At 66.1% G+C, this 14,504-nt stretch carries 13 protein-coding genes; 6 read left to right on the top strand and 7 right to left on the bottom strand.

Features of this window, described 5'->3' with window-relative positions; translation table 11 throughout:
- Positions 1–7: 7 nt before the first annotated feature.
- Positions 8–1,990: an excinuclease ABC subunit UvrC gene (uvrC, locus tag ACGFK1_RS23710; RefSeq protein WP_393435049.1), complete on the bottom strand. Its 1,983-nt coding sequence runs from the start codon at positions 1,988–1,990 to the stop codon at positions 8–10.
- A 53-nt stretch (positions 1,991–2,043) separates the two neighbouring features.
- Here uvrC and ACGFK1_RS23705 point away from each other — a divergent pair, with 53 nt between their 5' ends.
- Both ACGFK1_RS23705 and ACGFK1_RS23700 read left to right on the top strand, forming a co-directional pair.
- Positions 2,044–3,996: a gamma-glutamyltransferase family protein gene (locus ACGFK1_RS23705; RefSeq protein ID WP_393435046.1), complete on the top strand. Its 1,953-nt coding sequence runs from the start codon at positions 2,044–2,046 to the stop codon at positions 3,994–3,996.
- 5 nt (positions 3,997–4,001) lie between these two features.
- On the top strand, positions 4,002–4,469 hold the full coding sequence (locus ACGFK1_RS23700) for a GNAT family N-acetyltransferase (RefSeq protein WP_393435281.1): 468 nt from the start codon (positions 4,002–4,004) through the stop codon (positions 4,467–4,469).
- Here ACGFK1_RS23700 and ACGFK1_RS23695 read toward each other — a convergent pair.
- The 5 genes from ACGFK1_RS23695 to ACGFK1_RS23675 form a co-directional block, all read right to left on the bottom strand.
- Positions 4,456–4,920, bottom strand: a complete 465-nt coding sequence (locus ACGFK1_RS23695) for a PH domain-containing protein (RefSeq protein ID WP_393435043.1) — start codon at positions 4,918–4,920, stop codon at positions 4,456–4,458. The genes ACGFK1_RS23700 and ACGFK1_RS23695 overlap by 14 nt on opposite strands.
- Entirely contained in the window at positions 4,917–5,390 is a 474-nt protein-coding gene (gene ribH, locus ACGFK1_RS23690; RefSeq protein ID WP_393435040.1) for a 6,7-dimethyl-8-ribityllumazine synthase, read from the bottom strand. Before ribH ends, ACGFK1_RS23695 begins: the two co-directional genes overlap by 4 nt.
- Complete coding sequence (locus ACGFK1_RS23685; RefSeq protein WP_393435037.1) at positions 5,387–6,658, bottom strand: bifunctional 3,4-dihydroxy-2-butanone-4-phosphate synthase/GTP cyclohydrolase II; 1,272 nt, start codon at positions 6,656–6,658, stop codon at positions 5,387–5,389. The genes ribH and ACGFK1_RS23685 overlap by 4 nt, the downstream gene beginning before the upstream one ends.
- Before the next feature lie 62 nt (positions 6,659–6,720).
- Positions 6,721–9,162 carry a hypothetical protein gene (locus ACGFK1_RS23680; RefSeq protein WP_393435034.1) on the bottom strand — a complete coding sequence of 814 codons (2,442 nt, stop codon included), beginning with the start codon at positions 9,160–9,162 and terminating at the stop codon, positions 6,721–6,723.
- 340 nt (positions 9,163–9,502) lie between these two features.
- A complete protein-coding gene (locus tag ACGFK1_RS23675; protein WP_393435032.1) occupies positions 9,503–10,123 on the bottom strand; it encodes a riboflavin synthase in 621 nt (206 codons plus the stop codon).
- Between the two features lie 118 nt (positions 10,124–10,241).
- Here ACGFK1_RS23675 and ACGFK1_RS23670 point away from each other — a divergent pair, with 118 nt between their 5' ends.
- Both ACGFK1_RS23670 and ACGFK1_RS23665 read left to right on the top strand, forming a co-directional pair.
- Positions 10,242–10,937, top strand: coding sequence for an LppX_LprAFG lipoprotein (locus tag ACGFK1_RS23670; protein ID WP_393435029.1), 696 nt, complete (start codon positions 10,242–10,244; stop codon positions 10,935–10,937).
- A 4-nt stretch (positions 10,938–10,941) separates the two neighbouring features.
- Positions 10,942–12,537: an MFS transporter gene (locus ACGFK1_RS23665; protein WP_393435026.1), complete on the top strand. Its 1,596-nt coding sequence runs from the start codon at positions 10,942–10,944 to the stop codon at positions 12,535–12,537.
- 4 nt (positions 12,538–12,541) lie between these two features.
- Here the strand turns inward: ACGFK1_RS23665 and ACGFK1_RS23660 are convergent, their stop codons facing one another.
- Positions 12,542–12,694, bottom strand: coding sequence for a hypothetical protein (locus ACGFK1_RS23660; protein WP_393435023.1), 153 nt, complete (start codon positions 12,692–12,694; stop codon positions 12,542–12,544).
- A gap of 147 nt (positions 12,695–12,841) precedes the next feature.
- Between ACGFK1_RS23660 and ACGFK1_RS23655 the strand changes: the two genes are divergently transcribed.
- Together ACGFK1_RS23655 and ACGFK1_RS23650 are read left to right on the top strand one after the other, a co-directional pair.
- On the top strand, positions 12,842–13,405 hold the full coding sequence (locus tag ACGFK1_RS23655) for a type 1 glutamine amidotransferase domain-containing protein (RefSeq protein ID WP_393435020.1): 564 nt from the start codon (positions 12,842–12,844) through the stop codon (positions 13,403–13,405).
- Between the two features lie 47 nt (positions 13,406–13,452).
- Positions 13,453–14,502, top strand: a complete 1,050-nt coding sequence (locus ACGFK1_RS23650; RefSeq protein WP_393435017.1) for an ABC transporter permease — start codon at positions 13,453–13,455, stop codon at positions 14,500–14,502.
- The last annotated feature ends 2 nt before the right edge of the window (positions 14,503–14,504 follow it).

Below are 14,504 nucleotides of genomic sequence, written 5' to 3'. Positions count from 1 at the left end.
TGTTCTGTCATCCCGATGCTCTGGTCTGATCATTGCCGATAACCGGGTCCGGCGCTTCGGAATCGGGCGGTACACCGAGCGCTTCCAGCACCGCCTTGGCGGTTGCCACGCCGATCCCCGGCACCGCGGTGATCTCATCGACGGTGGCCTGCTTGAGCCGAGCCAAGGAGCCGAAGTGGGTGACAAGCGCCTTACGCCGGTGCTCCCCCAGTCCGCGGACCGAGTCCAGCGCCGAGGCCGTCATCCGCTTCGAACGCTTGCTGCGGTGGTAGGCGATCGCAAACCGGTGTGCTTCGTCACGTACCCGTTGCAGCAGGTAGAGTCCCTCGCTGTTGCGGGGCATGATGACGGGGTCGGGTTCGGACGGCACCCAGACCTCCTCCAGCCGTTTCGCCAGCCCGATGACGGCAACGTCGGACACACCGAGATCATCGAGCACCGCCTGTGCCGCGTTGACCTGTGGCGCGCCACCGTCGACCACGTAGAGGTTCGGTGGGTACGCGAACTTTCGCGACTTTCCTTCTGGCGCAAGCTCAGTCGGATGCTGCGTATCGTGCAGGTGGCGGTAGAACCGGCGTCGCGTGACCTCGGCGATCGACGCCACGTCATCGGATCGGCCCTCGCCTGCCGCCTCCCGGATGGCGTAGTGACGGTAGTCCGATTTGCGCGGCAACCCGTCCTCGAAAACCACCAGCGACGCGACCACGTCCGTGCCCATCACGTGGCTGATGTCGACGCACTCGATGCGCAGCGGCGCCTCGGCCAACCCGAGCGCGTCCTGGATGCTTTGCAGCGCAGCGGTTCTCGCAGTGAAGTCGCCTGCCCGCTTGAGCTTGTGCTGATTGAGCGCATCCTGGGCGTTGCGCTTCACGGTTTCGGCGAGTGCGCGTTTGTCACCGCGCTGGGCCACCCGCAGCGACACCCGCGAACCCCGCAGTTGCGACAGCCAGGTGGCCAGTTCGTCGGCGTTTTCCGGCAGGCACGGCACCAGCACCTGTCTCGGCACCGGGTTGAGCGATTCGTCGGCAGCCCCGTCGAGTTCGGCCTGGTCGCCGTAGAACTGCGTCAGGAACTGCTCGACGAGTTGACCCTCGCCCGATTCGCCTGGCTCGCCTGACTTTTCGACGATCCACCCGCGTTGGCCTCTCACGCGTCCGCCACGGACATGGAACACCTGGACCGCCGCTTCCAGTTCGTCGTCGGCGAACGCCACCACGTCGGCGTCGGTTCCGTCGCCGAACACCACCGCCTGCTTCTCGAGCGCCCGCTTCAGCGCGGAGATGTTGTCGCGCAGCCGGGCCGCGCGCTCGAAATCCAGTTCCGCGGCGGCCGCGTTCATCTGCTGCTCCATGTCGCGGGCCAACCGGTCGGTCTTGCCCGCGAGGAAGTCGCAGAAGTCGTTGACGATCTGCCGGTGTTCGTCGGCAGTCACCCGCTCGACGCACGGCGCCGAGCACTTGTCGATGTATCCGAGCAGGCAGGGGCGCCCGATCTGGCTGTGCCGCTTGAAGACTCCCGCAGAGCACGTACGTGCCGGAAAGACTCGGGTCAGCAGGTCGAGCGTCTCGCGGATGGCCCACGCATGGGAATACGGCCCGAAGTAGCGCACGCCCTTGCGTCGCGCGCCGCGGTACACCATCAGGCGGGGGTACTCCTCGTTCAGCGTGACGGCCAGCACCGGGTAGGACTTGTCGTCGCGGTAGCGGATGTTGAACCGCGGATCGAACTCCTTGATCCAGTTGTATTCGAGCTGCAGCGCCTCGACTTCGGTGGTCACCACCGTCCACTCGACGCTGCCCGCGGCCATCACCATCTGTCGGGTGCGAGGCGCAAGCCCGGCGATGTCGGCGAAGTAGGAGTTCAGCCGGCTGCGCAAGCTCTTGGCCTTGCCGACGTAGATCACCCTGCCGTGCGGATCCCGGAACCGGTAGACACCGGGCTCGACGGGAATCGACCCGGGGGCAGGCCGGTACGTCGCTGGATCGGGCACGGATTCCAGGTTACTGCCGCCGTCATACGGCTCCGATGAACTACCGTCTAGTGATGCGGATCCTGGCGCCGCTCGCAGCTGTGATCTTGGTCCTTGCCGGTTGTGCCGCCGAGCAGAACGCGTCACCACCCGCCCCAGCCAGGCCGTGCGCGATCGTCGCCAACGGGACGCCTGCCCCCAAGACGTCGGCAGCGCCCGCGGCTGGGCCTGCCACGACGTCCAAGAACGTCTCCACCAACCCCGAGGTGGCCACTGGCTACCGCAAGGACATGACACCGGTACGGACGTCCCATTTCGCGGTGGTCACCGCCAATCCGCTGGCCACGCAGGCCGCCTGCGAAGTGCTGAGCAAGGGCGGTACCGCCGCCGACGCCCTGGTCACCGCACAGGCGGTGCTCGGCTTGGTCGAGCCCCAGTCCTCCGGCATCGGCGGCGGGGGCTTCCTGCTGTACTACGACGCCGCAGCGGGGTCGGTGCAGGCCTACGACGGCCGCGAGGTGGCGCCGAAGGCGGCCACCGAGAACTACCTACGCTGGATCTCCGACTCCGACCGCACCGAGCCCAAGCCCGACGCCCGCGCGTCCGGGCGGTCCATCGGGGTGCCGGGCATCCTGCGGCTGCTGCAGGACGTCCACACCGAGCACGGCAAGACGGCGTGGCGCGACCTGTTCGCCCCCGCGGTCGCGATGGCCGACGACGGCTTCGACATCAGTCCGCGGCTGGCCGCCGCGATTGTCGACGCCGCCCCGCAGCTGAAAGTCGACCCGAACGCGTCGGCGTACTTCCTCAACCCCGACGGCTCCCCGAAGTCATCTGGCACCAAGCTGACCAACCCCGCATACTCAAAAACCCTGGGAGTCATCGCATCCGATCCGCAGTCCTTCTACACCGGCGACATCAGCCGTGACATCGTGGCCGCGGCTGTGGACACCAGCGGCGGACGAACCCCGAGCTTGATGACGCTCGACGATCTGTCCGGCTACGCGGCCAAGAGCCGAGAACCGTTGTGCACGCCGTACCGCGGTAAGGAGATCTGCGGTATGCCACCGCCGTCCTCGGGCGGCATTGCGGTGGCGGCAACGCTGGGCATGCTCGAACATTTCCCGATGGCCGATCACAAACCCACCAACGTCGACCTCAACGGAGGCAGACCCACGGTGATGGGCGTTCACCTCATCGCGGAAGCCGAGCGCCTGGCCTACGCCGACCGCGACAAGTACGTTGCCGACACCGATTTCGTGCCTCTACCCGGCGGTTCGCCCGACACCCTTCTCGGAAGTGACTACCTGGCGGGACGGGCGGCCCTCATCTCGACCCAGCGCACCATGGGCACCGCGAAGCCAGGTGAATTCGGGCCGCCCGCGCCACCCGCGCCGCCGACACCCGAACACGGCACCAGCCAGATCAGCATCGTCGACGGGCAGGGCAACGCGGCCGCGCTCACCACCACCGTGGAGTCGGCATTCGGCTCGTTCCACATGGTGGACGGGTTCATCCTGAACAATCAGCTCACCGACTTCTCCGCTGAGCCGGAGAAGGACGGAGTGCCGGTAGCCAATCGGGTCCAGCCGGGAAAGCGCCCACGCAGTTCCATGGCGCCGACATTAGTGTTCACGCAGACAGATGCGGTCCAGTCCAAGCGACAGCTATACGCAGTGCTGGGTTCACCCGGCGGTTCGGTGATCATCCAATTTGTCGTGAAAACACTTGTCGGAATGATCGATTGGGGTCTGGATCCTCAACAGGCGGTGTCGGCAGTGGATTTCGGAGCCGCGAATTCACCCAAGACCAACGTCGACGGTGAGCACCCCGCTATCGACACGTCCGGCCCGCCGGGACAGGCGGGGGATCGCGATCCACTGGTGCAAGGTCTGCGGCGACTCGGGCATCAGGTCGACATCGCCGATCAGTCCAGCGGCTTGTCAGCGATCTCGCTGGACAGACCCGGCTGGATCGGTGGCGCTGACCCCCGCCGCGAGGGCCTCGTCATGGGCGATACCCGGTGACAAGTGTGGCGGCCCGCGTCGCCAGACTGACCGAGTCGGACTGGCGCGTGTTCGCTGGAGTGCGGTTGCGCGCGTTGACCGATTCCCTCGGCGAAGGAGACCCGCAGTTCCGGCAGGAATCGGCGTTCACCGCCGCGCAGTGGCGCCGCAGGCTCCGCGAGCACGCCCAATTCGCTGTGTTCATCGGCGACCGGCCCGTCGGGCTGATCGGTGCGCAGCAGGAAAGCGCGGACACGGTGTACCTGTATTCCCTGTGGCTCGATCCCGCGGTCCGCGGTCAGCGCCTGGCGCGTCCACTGGTAGCTGCGGCGGTGGAGTGGGCCCGCGACCGAAGTGCTCGCACCGTGACCCTGCGCGTAGCACAGGACAATACGGTGGCCCGTGGGGTGTACGCGGGCCTCGGCTTCACCCTGGAGGCAGGCGAAAGCCCAAGCGAGCGTGGCGAAGTCTCGATGTCACTCAGAATGAATTGATGTCCGGCCGGTAGCGCACCAAAAGCTCGCGCACCCTGTTCATCGCATCGACGGCGCGCTCCTTGTCAACGGCTTGGATTGCCATCACCGGGATGTATTCGTCGTCAGGCAGGTCGACCCTGGCCCAGCGCGCGCCACGAGGAAACGAGACGTCGACCACTTCAGACCACGGAATCAACCTGTAGCTGAGCAGGTTTCGGACCGCGACGCCGGAGGCGCCGACGCGAAGCCGCGGCCGGGCGAACAGCAAAACGGCGCATGCGATCACGACCCCGAGCAGCGCGATCGCCACCTGGTCCGCGGTCTGGAACACCACACCCGTTGAGGAAATCTTCAGCAATGCCCCGACGGCGACGTGGGCGATCACTATCAGTGCGGCCGCCCCGTATGCGAAATACGGTGTCAGATGCGGCCGTATCTCCACATCCCAGTGCTCGATGCCTCGGCTCATGTCCTCAGTTCGCGCAGCGTCAGCGCCGTCGACAACGCAGCGGCCGCGGCCTGCGCGCCCTTGTCCTCAGCAGAGTCCGGCAGCCCCGCCCGGTCAAGAGCCTGCTGTTCGGTGTTCGTCGTCAGCACGCCGTTGGCCACGGGAGTCGACGCATCCAGCGACACCCGCGTCAGACCTTGAGTGACCGCGTCGCAGACGTAGTCGAAATGCGGTGTCTCGCCGCGGATTACCACACCGAGTGCCACCACGGCGTCGTGGTCGGCAGCCAACGCCTGTGCCACCACTGGGATCTCGATCGCTCCTAGTACCCGCACTACGGTGGGGTCGTCGATGCCCGCGTCAGCGGCCACCTTTCGAGCGCCGTCTAGCAGCGCATCGCAGATCGTCTCGTGCCATGTGCTGGCGACAATGCCCAGCCTTATGCCCGATGCGTCCAGATCCGGCAGATCGGGGACGCCGGTACCACTCATAGCGCTCCGCCGAACTCGCCGGGCACCGCCTCGTCGTAGTCGTCAAGACCGGTCAGGTCGTGACCCATCCGGTCGCGTTTGGTCATCAGGTACCGGATGTTTTCGGCGTTGGCCCGGACGGGCAGGGGCACCCGCTCGATGATGTGCAGGCCGTAGCCGTCGAGGCCGACGCGCTTCGCGGGGTTGTTGGTCAGCAACCGCATGGACCGCACGCCGAGGTCGACCAGGATCTGGGCGCCGATGCCGTAGTCGCGGGCGTCGGCGGGCAGGCCCAGCTTGAGGTTGGCGTCGACGGTGTCCTCGCCGGCGTCCTGCAACTGGTACGCCTGCAGCTTGTGCATCAGTCCGATGCCGCGACCCTCGTGGCCGCGCATGTACAGCACCACGCCGCGGCCCTCGCGAGCCACCATCGCCAGCGCCGCATCCAGTTGCGGGCCGCAGTCGCAGCGGCGGGACCCGAAGACGTCGCCGGTGAGGCACTCGGAGTGCACGCGTACCAACACGTCATGGCCGTCGCCGTGCGGTCCGGCGATGTCACCGCGAACCAGGGCCACATGCTCGACATCGTCGTAGATGCTGGTGTAGCCGACTGCGCGGAATTCACCGTGCCGGGTCGGAATGCGCGCCTCTGCGACGCGTTCGATGTGCTTCTCGTGCTTGCGCCGCCATTCGATCAGGTCGGCGATCGAGATCAGCGCGAGGTCGTGTTCGTCGGCGAAGATCCTCAGCTCGTCGGTCTGGGCCATCGCGCCTTCGTCCTTCTGGCTGACGATCTCGCAGATCGCACCTGCAGGCTGAAGGCCCGCGAGCCGGGCGAGGTCGACGGCCGCCTCGGTGTGGCCGGGCCTGCGCAGCACTCCGCCGTCCTTGGCCCGCAGCGGCACCACGTGGCCGGGCTTGGTGAAATCCTCAACGGCGCTTGACGGATCGGCGAGCAGCCGCATGGTCGTGGCGCGGTCGGAAGCCGAGATACCGGTCCCGACACCGTTTTTCGCGTCAACCGTGACCGTGTATGCGGTGCCGTGCTTGTCCTGGTTGACCGCGTACATCGGCAACAACCCGAGTCGGTCGCAGATCGCGCCGTCCAGGGGCACACACAGATAGCCGGAGGTGTAGCGGACCATGAAGGCGACGAGTTCCGGAGTCGCCTTCTCCGCGGCGAAGATGAGGTCGCCCTCGTTCTCCCGATCCTCGTCGTCGATGACGACGACGGCCTTGCCCGCGGCGATATCGGCAACCGCCCTCTCCACGGAGTCCAGCCTCGTCATCACAACAGTATGAACCACGACGGCGGAATAGTTATTGCCGCTCCCCTGACCTGCGCTTTGGCCTAAATCGTCAGAGTGATCGGCACGTTGCCGCCATGCCCGTCGGACATGGTGACCACGAAGGTCTTGCCACCCTCGGCGAGCAGGCTGACGAGGGTGACGGTGTTGCCGAGGACCACCGGCAGGTTCACCAGCCCGCCCGACGGCAGCGACGTGACGGCCAACGTCAGCGGGTCGTCGTCGGCGTCGGACATGCCGTTGATCGTCCACGTCTTCGTCAGGCCGAGGAGGCCGCCGGTTGACTTGGTCACGCTGGTGTAGGTCGGGGCGTTGTTCTGGGGCGTGATGGCGAATGCGCCGCTGCTGAATGTCTTGATGCCGCCGTGGCCGTCGTCGACGGTGATGGTGATGGTGTCCTGTTTGACGGCGGTGCTCGCGTTGTCGGCGGCCGCCGCATGGCGGGCCTCCAACGTCGGCGTGTAGGTGAAGGTGGTGCCGTCGAAGGTGACCATGCCCTTGCCTGCGGTGCCGGAATAGGTCAGGGTGTCGCGGTCGGCATCGGTGATCCCCGTCACAGCGCCTGAGATGATGCCATTTCCGTTGGCACTGGGGAACGTCGCGCTACCACCCTGCGGTGCGCTGTTGAGAGACAAGATGTTCACCGACACGGTCGCGACCGTGATCGACCGGCCGTTGGCGTCGGTGCCCTTGATGGTGAACGAGTCCGTCTTGTCCGCGGCCGTCGCGTTGGTCGCCGCTGCGGCGTGACGCGCCTCGGGCGTCGGCGTGTAGATGAAGCCGCCCGTCGGCGTGACGAACACAGTGCCCTTCGACGACGGTCCGGTGCCGATCGAGTAAGTCAGCAGTCCGCTGTCGCCGGCGGGGATGTTCAGCCCCCCGCTATAGGCGCCGTTGGCCGGATTGGTGCCCGCTCCCGTCACTTCGATCCCGAGGTCAGCGCCGACCGACACCGTGGTCTGGACCGCGCCGTGCACGCCGTCGTCGACGGTCACCACGAAAGTGTCTGTGCGGTCCGGAATTCCGAGGATGTTGTGGCCGGAGACCGCAGGGATGTAGGTCCAATCTCCTGTCGTGGTGTTCAGGCTGACGATGCCGCCGAGGCTGGTGAACGCCGACGTCGTGGTCGCGCCCGCGGTGTTGCCGTTCGCGAGGCTGAACGTCCGCCCGGCGACGCTGTCCCCGAATCCGCCGCGCACCACACCGATGCTGTCCCGCGCGCCCACGATCGCGTTGGGCACGTCGAGATTGACTGTGTAAGAGGTGGTGTGGCCGTTGGGGGCGTAGAAGTGATCGCCGACGCCGGTGTCGTCGAAGGTGATGGTGAATGAATTCGGTCCGCCGCCGCCGAGTAGAGGTGGGGTGTAAACGTACGTGTACTGGTTGGTCAGCGGCACGTTCGTCACCACGACGAGGCCGCCGTTGGTCGGCTGCGTGTAGGTGAACGTGAGCGGATCGCCGTCCGGATCGGTTGCCACGAGGGTGCCGGTGATGGTGCCCAGCACCGGAACCTGCAGCGCCGGAGTCGGTTGCGTGACGACCGGAAGGTGGTTCAGCGCAATCTCGGTGAGCCGCTGATACGCCGCGACCAGCACCATGTAGATCGGGATCGCGATCGGGTTGGGCACCGGTCCGGACAGCGCCATTTGAAGCGCCCGGCCCAACACGACGACGACGGCGACGGCCACCCTCGTCGGTGACACGCCGGGGATGGTGGGGTACGGCGGCAGCGTCACCGTCGGAAGTCCCAGAGTGCTCAGTGCCGTCGGTGGTGACGCGGCCGTCGTTCGAGCCGCGGGCGCTGACGACGTATCCGTGGTTTTCGGCTCAGCTGTCAGTGCCGCGGCATCGACCGTTGCACCGGTGTCGGGCTCTACGGCCGCGATCTTCTCGTCCGACACCGTCCGCACTGCGGCCGTGGACGACTTCTGCTTGTCGTCGGGTGCCGCCGTCGCTTCTGGCGTGGGAGTCGTTGTCTCCAATTGGGTTTCGTCGTGTTCGACCGGCTTCGGGTTCTCCGAAGTCGGCTCGCCGGTCTGCGTTGGCGTCGTGGTTGACGAGTTTTCGTTGGTGACTGTGGTTCCCGAACCACCGGAGGCGCTGACCGTCGATGTCGGTCCATCACCGGAAGTCGTGCTCGTCGTGGTCTGCGACCCCGGCGACCCCGAAGAAGAGGATGTCGTGGTGCTCGTGGTGGTCGCCGTCGATGGCCCCGACTGCGTTGCTGTGGTGGCGCCGGAGACCCCTGTTGCACCGGACGCCGTCGTGTCGGAAGGTGTTGTGCCCGAATTGGATGCAGTCGTCTCTTTGGCGCCGGTGTCGCTATCCGGTGAGCCCGACGTGGAGTTTTCGTCGGTGGTGGCGGACGCGACGCCGTGGCCCGTGGTGGCCACCGCGATGCCGAGGCCGACGGCGACCGCTAACCCGCTGGTGCGCCCGGCTCTGGCGCGGCGCTTCGCGTGCCTGCCACGCTTAGCTGCAGACATGTCATGCTCCCGACTCCCCCGAGTGACGGTTCATTTGGCCCGGAGGCCGGTACATGAATTTTCAAATTAACTGCGACGGAACTTAACATGCGCGTCAATAACTGGCAAGGATCGTTCGCAAACCGTACTACCGTGTCGAGCCGGTCCTGCTCTCCGTCGATTTCTGCGCAGTGAGCTGGGACGACGCCGCAGAACTTGCGGTTTCCCGGTGCCCGAGGGCAAATCGACTTCCAGGTAGCGGCCAGTGGGTTCAAGCCCAAATCAGGTCACGCGCGAACAGGCATAGCGAGACGGTTGCCCCGGTGCGACCTCGCGACACCGGAAGCTGAAAAGACGGCTGTCAGGTGTTGCCGGTGGCACTGCCTTCATCGGTCGAACCGAGCAGGCGCTCCACATACTTCGCGATGATGTCGACCTCGAGGTTGACCCGGGTGCCGACCTCGGCCCTGCCAAGTGTGGTGAGTTCCAGCGTCGTCGGGATCAACGACACCTCGAACCAGTCGTGGCCGAGACCGGAAACCGTGAGCGAGATTCCGTCGACAGTGATCGACCCCTTATCGACCACGTAACGAGATAGCGCTGTGGGCAACGCAATCCGGATGACGTCCCAATGTTCGGACGGGGTCCGCCCGACGACGTGTCCGGTCCCGTCGACATGGCCCTGCACGATATGCCCGCCGAGGCGGCTGTTGAGCGCCGCCGCCCGCTCCAGGTTCACGTGGCTGCCGACGCCGACGCCGCGCAGGCTTGACCGGTTCAGGGTCTCCCCTATCACGTCCGCGCTGAAGGCGCCGCCCGGTAGCACTTCGACGACGGTCAGGCACACCCCGTTGACCGCGATCGAATCACCGTGCCCGGCGTCGGAGGTCACGACGGGACCGCGGATGACAAGGCGAGCCGAGTCGCCGAGTTCGTCCTTGCTGAGGACCTCGCCCAGCTCTTCGACGATTCCGGTGAACACGAGGCCAGAGTAACCAGCTGCACAGCTGTGTCGAAAGTCCAGTTCGGAAGCCACGTTTCCACTTCGACCGGCAGCACGCGGAACGCGTCGGTGTGAACGCACCCTCTACGATGCAGTCATGCAGACGCGCCTCTTGGCCATCTCCGCCGCCCTTTTCGCCGCCGTCGCCCTACTCGCAGGGTGCTCATCGAGCTCGCAGGACTCGTCCAATCTGCCCGACGCGGCCACCCTGCTGAAGCAGTCCAGTGAGACCACGAAGGCCCAGACGAGCGTGCACCTGAAGCTGTCAGTGCAAGGCCAGATCCAGAACCTGCCGATCGAGACACTCGAAGGCGACCTGACCAACAAGCCCGCCGTGGCCGCCCAGGGCACCGCCAACATCATCTTCCTGGGCCAGCGCCTCGAGGGCGTCGACTTCGTGGTCGCCGACGGCAACCTGTTCGGCGCCATCACCAAAGGCAGCTTCCAGGACTTCGGTCCGGCCGCTGACATCTACGATGTGTCGGCACTGCTGAACCCCGACACCGGCCTCGGCAACATCCTGGCGAACTTCTCGAACCCGAAGTCCGACGGACGCGAATCCATCGGCGGTGTCGACGCAGTCCGCATCAAGGGCGACATCAGCGCCGAAGCCGTCAACAAGATCGCGCCGCAGCTCTCGGCTACTGGGTTCGTTCCTGGCACCGCCTGGGTCCGCGAGGACGGCGACCACGAACTGGTGCAGGTCAAGCTGGAGGCTTCGCCGAACAACAGCATCACGATGACGTGCAGCGATTGGGGCAAGCCGGTCAGCGTCACCAAGCCCACGGTCTGATCTGATGCGCGTTTCGCCCCAAGTCGCTGCGCCGGCAACGTCCGGCAGGCGGGTCGCGATCAGCGCAGGCAGCCTCGCGGTGCTGCTCGGCGCCCTGGACACCTATGTCGTGGTCACGATCATGACCGACATCATGAAAGACGTCGGCATCGGGATCAATCAGATCCAGCGAGTCACCCCCATCGTCACCTGGTATCTGCTCGGATACATCGCGGCCATGCCGCTGCTCGGCCGGGCGTCGGACCGGTTCGGGCGCAAACACGTCCTACAGATCAGCCTGGCCGGGTTCGCAATCGGCTCGGTGGTCACCGCGCTGTCGAACGACCTCTTGCAGCTGATCATCGGACGCGCGATCCAGGGCGTGGCGAGCGGCGCGCTACTGCCGGTGACACTGGCGCTGGCCGCCGATCTGTGGTCAGCCCGCAACCGGGCGGCAGTTCTCGGCGGGGTGGGCGCCGCCCAGGAACTCGGCAGCGTGCTGGGTCCGCTCTACGGCGTTGCGGTGGTCTGGGCGCTCAACACCTGGCGCGACGTGTTCTGGATCAACGTTCCGCTCGTCGTGATCGCGATGGTGATGATCCACTTCAGCCTGCCGTCGAAGGAGGAGTCGGAGCACCCGGAGAAAGTCGACGTGATCGGCGGCGTGTTGCTCGCCATCACCCTGGGCCTGGCCACTTGGGGTCTGTACAACCCGTCGCCCGATGGCAAGCAGGTGCTGCCGAGTTACGGCCCGCCGCTGCTGATCGGCGCGCTGGTGGGGTGCGCGGCGTTCTTCGTGTGGGAGAAGGTCGCCCGCACCCGGCTCATCGAACCGGCGGGTGTGCACTTCCGACCGTTCCTGTGCGCACTGGGCGCCTCGCTTGCCGCAGGCGCGGCGCTGATGGTGACGCTGGTCAACGTGGAACTGTTCGGGCAGGGCGTGCTCGGCCTCGACAAGAACGGCGCCGCCGCGCTGCTGCTGCGGTTTTTGATCGCGCTCCCGATCGGCGCCCTGCTGGGCGGCTGGATCGCGACCAAGATCGGCGATCGGATCGTCGCCTTCGTTGGCCTGATCATCGCCGCAGGCGGCTACTGGCTGATTTCCAAGTGGCCCGTCGACCTGCTGGCCGCTCGGCACGACCTCGGGCTGCTCAGCGTGCCGGTGCTCGACACCGACCTTGCCATCGCGGGCCTGGGACTTGGCCTGGTGATCGGCCCGCTGACATCGGCAACCCTGCGGGTGGTGCCCGCCGCACAGCACGGCATCGCGTCGGCCGCGGTCGTCGTCGCCAGGATGATCGGGATGCTGATCGGCATCGCGGCGCTGAGCGCCTGGGGGCTGTACCGCTTCAACCAGCACCTGGCCAGCCTGCCCGCCGGAACCGGCAACAGCCTTGCCGAGCGACTGGCCGCCCAGGCCGCCCGCGTCCGCACGGCCTACGTCATGCAGTACGGCGAGATCTTCGGGATCACGGCATTGGTCTGCGTCATCGGAGCGCTGCTGGGCCTGCTGATCAGCGGCAGGCATGAGCGCGCCGACGAGCCCACTGTCGAGGCGGATGACACGGAAATCACCACGCTCACAAGTGAGCCGCCGCCCGGCAAGCACCGGGCGCCCTAGGCGGTCAGCAGCGCTCGACTCCCCTGCGGATCAGCTGGGGCTCCTGGGTCTTAGCCTGCTCATCGGTTGTCAGGTTTCGCAGCACGTCGCAAACGATTCCCTTGAGGCTTTTCGGGTCTACGGGCCGAGTACTGAGCCAGTCCTGCAGTGCAGTCATGCTCGTCGTCCTTTGTTAGTGCTCACCAGGCGGCAACTCTCGTCGGTGAAAGCGCATTGGCACGAGTGTACCGATGAGAGTCCCTGATTGGTCGGTTGCCGCGCCGGGTAAGCGTGCGAAGGACAACCATTTGAGGAGGCAGAATTCATGGCAACTTCACTGAATGGCAAGACTATTGCGTTTCTGGTAGCGCCCGAGGGTGTCGAACAAGTTGAACTGACGCAACCTTGGCAGGCCGTCAAAGAGGCAGGCGGCACACCCGAATTGGTCTCGACCGAGGTGGGCAAGATCCAGGCGTTCAACCATCTGACACCGGCGGACACGTTCGAGGCGGACAAGTCGGCCGACAGCGTTTCCTCCTCCGATTACGACGGGCTGGTGCTTCCCGGTGGCGTGGCCAATCCTGACTTCCTGCGTACCAACGCGGCGGCGGTTGCGTTCGCGAAGGGTTTCTTCGATGCGGGCAAGCCGGTCGCCGTGATCTGCCACGGACCGTGGACGCTGATCGAAGCCGACGCCGTGCGTGGCCGGACGATGACGTCGTGGCCGAGCGTGCAGACCGATCTGCGCAATGCGGGCGCCAATTGGGTCGACGAAGAAGTGGTCGAATGCTCTCGGGGGCCAAACACGTTGGTGTCCAGCCGCAAGCCCGACGACCTGCCCGCGTTCTGCCGAACCCTGATCGGAGCGTTCGCGAAAGGGAAGTCATAACTTGAAACTCCGCCCGTAAGTGTTGAGGCGTCGGTAACCTCGCGGACATGCTGATCGCCGCACTGCGCGATATGCAGTGGCGCAAACGGCGCTTCGTCATCGCGATCCTCTCCACGAGCATCATCTTCGCGATGACGCTCGTGTTGACGGGGCTGGCGAACGGGTTCCGGGTGGAAGCCGAGCAGACTGTCGACTCGCTTGGCGTCGACCAATTCGTGGTCAAGGCGGGTGCCTCTGGCCCGTTCGTCGGTGCCACCCCGTTCGCCCCCGTTGACGTACGGCGCATCGCGGCGAGTCCCGGTGTGGTGGCGGCTGCCCCGCTCGTGTACGCGGGCGGCACAGCCACCATCGGTGACACGACGCGCAATGTCGACATCTTCGGCGCACCCGAGCGCGGTCCTGGCATGCCGGCGGTGTCTAAAGGTCGGCCTGCCTCGACGCCCGATGAGGTCGCGGTATCCAGCACACTGGACCTCGATGTCGGCGATGACATCGAAATCGCTTCCCGCACACTGCGTATCGTCGGTATCGTGGAGAACTCGACGGCGCTGGCCAACCTGCCGAACGTGTTCCTCAGCACCGAAGGCGCGCAACGACTCGTGTACGGCGCCCAACCGCTGGCGGCCTCGATCGGTGTTCGCGGCACGCTGGCCCAGGTGCCGCCCGGCTATCACATCATCGACCGCGACGGCGCCATCGCCGACCTGCTCCGTCCGTTGAAGGTCGCCGTGAACTCGATCACGATCGTTGCGATCATGCTGTGGGTGGTCGCGGCACTCGTCGTCGGATCCGTCATCTACCTCTCCGCGCTTGAACGGATTCGAGATTTCGCGGTTTTCAAGGCAATTGGCGTACCCACCCGCAACATCGCGGCCGGCCTGGCGATGCAGGCCGTGGTGATCGCGTTGCTTGCCGCGCTCGTCGGAGTCCTGCTTTCGATGGCCCTCGGCCCGCTGTTTCCGATGAAGGTGATCGTGCCGGCGGCAGCCTACGCGGCTTTGCCGATGATCGCGGTCGTGGTCGGGTTGATCGCCAGCGCCAGCGGATTGCAGCGCGCGGTCTCGGTGGATCCCGCCATCGCGTTCGGAGGTCCGTGACC

Origin of the sequence: Mycobacterium sp. NPDC048908, from assembly GCF_043197955.1 — a bacterium.
Taxonomy (GTDB): Bacteria; Actinomycetota; Actinomycetes; order Mycobacteriales; family Mycobacteriaceae; genus Mycobacterium.
This window is presented reverse-complemented; position numbering and strand designations above follow the sequence as displayed.

Bases quoted from the DNA above. Each gene is read 5' to 3' on its own strand.
- ACGFK1_RS23695 (WP_393435043.1), bottom strand. From the start codon at position 4,920: ATGAGCCGAGGCATCGAGCACTGGGATGTGGAGATACGGCCGCATCTG.
- ribH (WP_393435040.1), bottom strand. From the start codon at position 5,390: ATGAGTGGTACCGGCGTCCCCGATCTGCCGGATCTGGACGCATCGGGC.
- ACGFK1_RS23670 (WP_393435029.1), top strand. From the start codon at position 10,242: ATGCAGACGCGCCTCTTGGCCATCTCCGCCGCCCTTTTCGCCGCCGTC.
- ACGFK1_RS23685 (WP_393435037.1), bottom strand. From the start codon at position 6,658: ATGACGAGGCTGGACTCCGTGGAGAGGGCGGTTGCCGATATCGCCGCG.
- ACGFK1_RS23680 (WP_393435034.1), bottom strand. From the start codon at position 9,162: ATGTCTGCAGCTAAGCGTGGCAGGCACGCGAAGCGCCGCGCCAGAGCC.
- ACGFK1_RS23665 (WP_393435026.1), top strand. From the start codon at position 10,942: ATGCGCGTTTCGCCCCAAGTCGCTGCGCCGGCAACGTCCGGCAGGCGG.
- ACGFK1_RS23660 (WP_393435023.1), bottom strand. From the start codon at position 12,694: ATGACTGCACTGCAGGACTGGCTCAGTACTCGGCCCGTAGACCCGAAA.
- ACGFK1_RS23650 (WP_393435017.1), top strand. From the start codon at position 13,453: ATGCTGATCGCCGCACTGCGCGATATGCAGTGGCGCAAACGGCGCTTC.
- ACGFK1_RS23655 (WP_393435020.1), top strand. From the start codon at position 12,842: ATGGCAACTTCACTGAATGGCAAGACTATTGCGTTTCTGGTAGCGCCC.
- ACGFK1_RS23705 (WP_393435046.1), top strand. From the start codon at position 2,044: ATGCGGATCCTGGCGCCGCTCGCAGCTGTGATCTTGGTCCTTGCCGGT.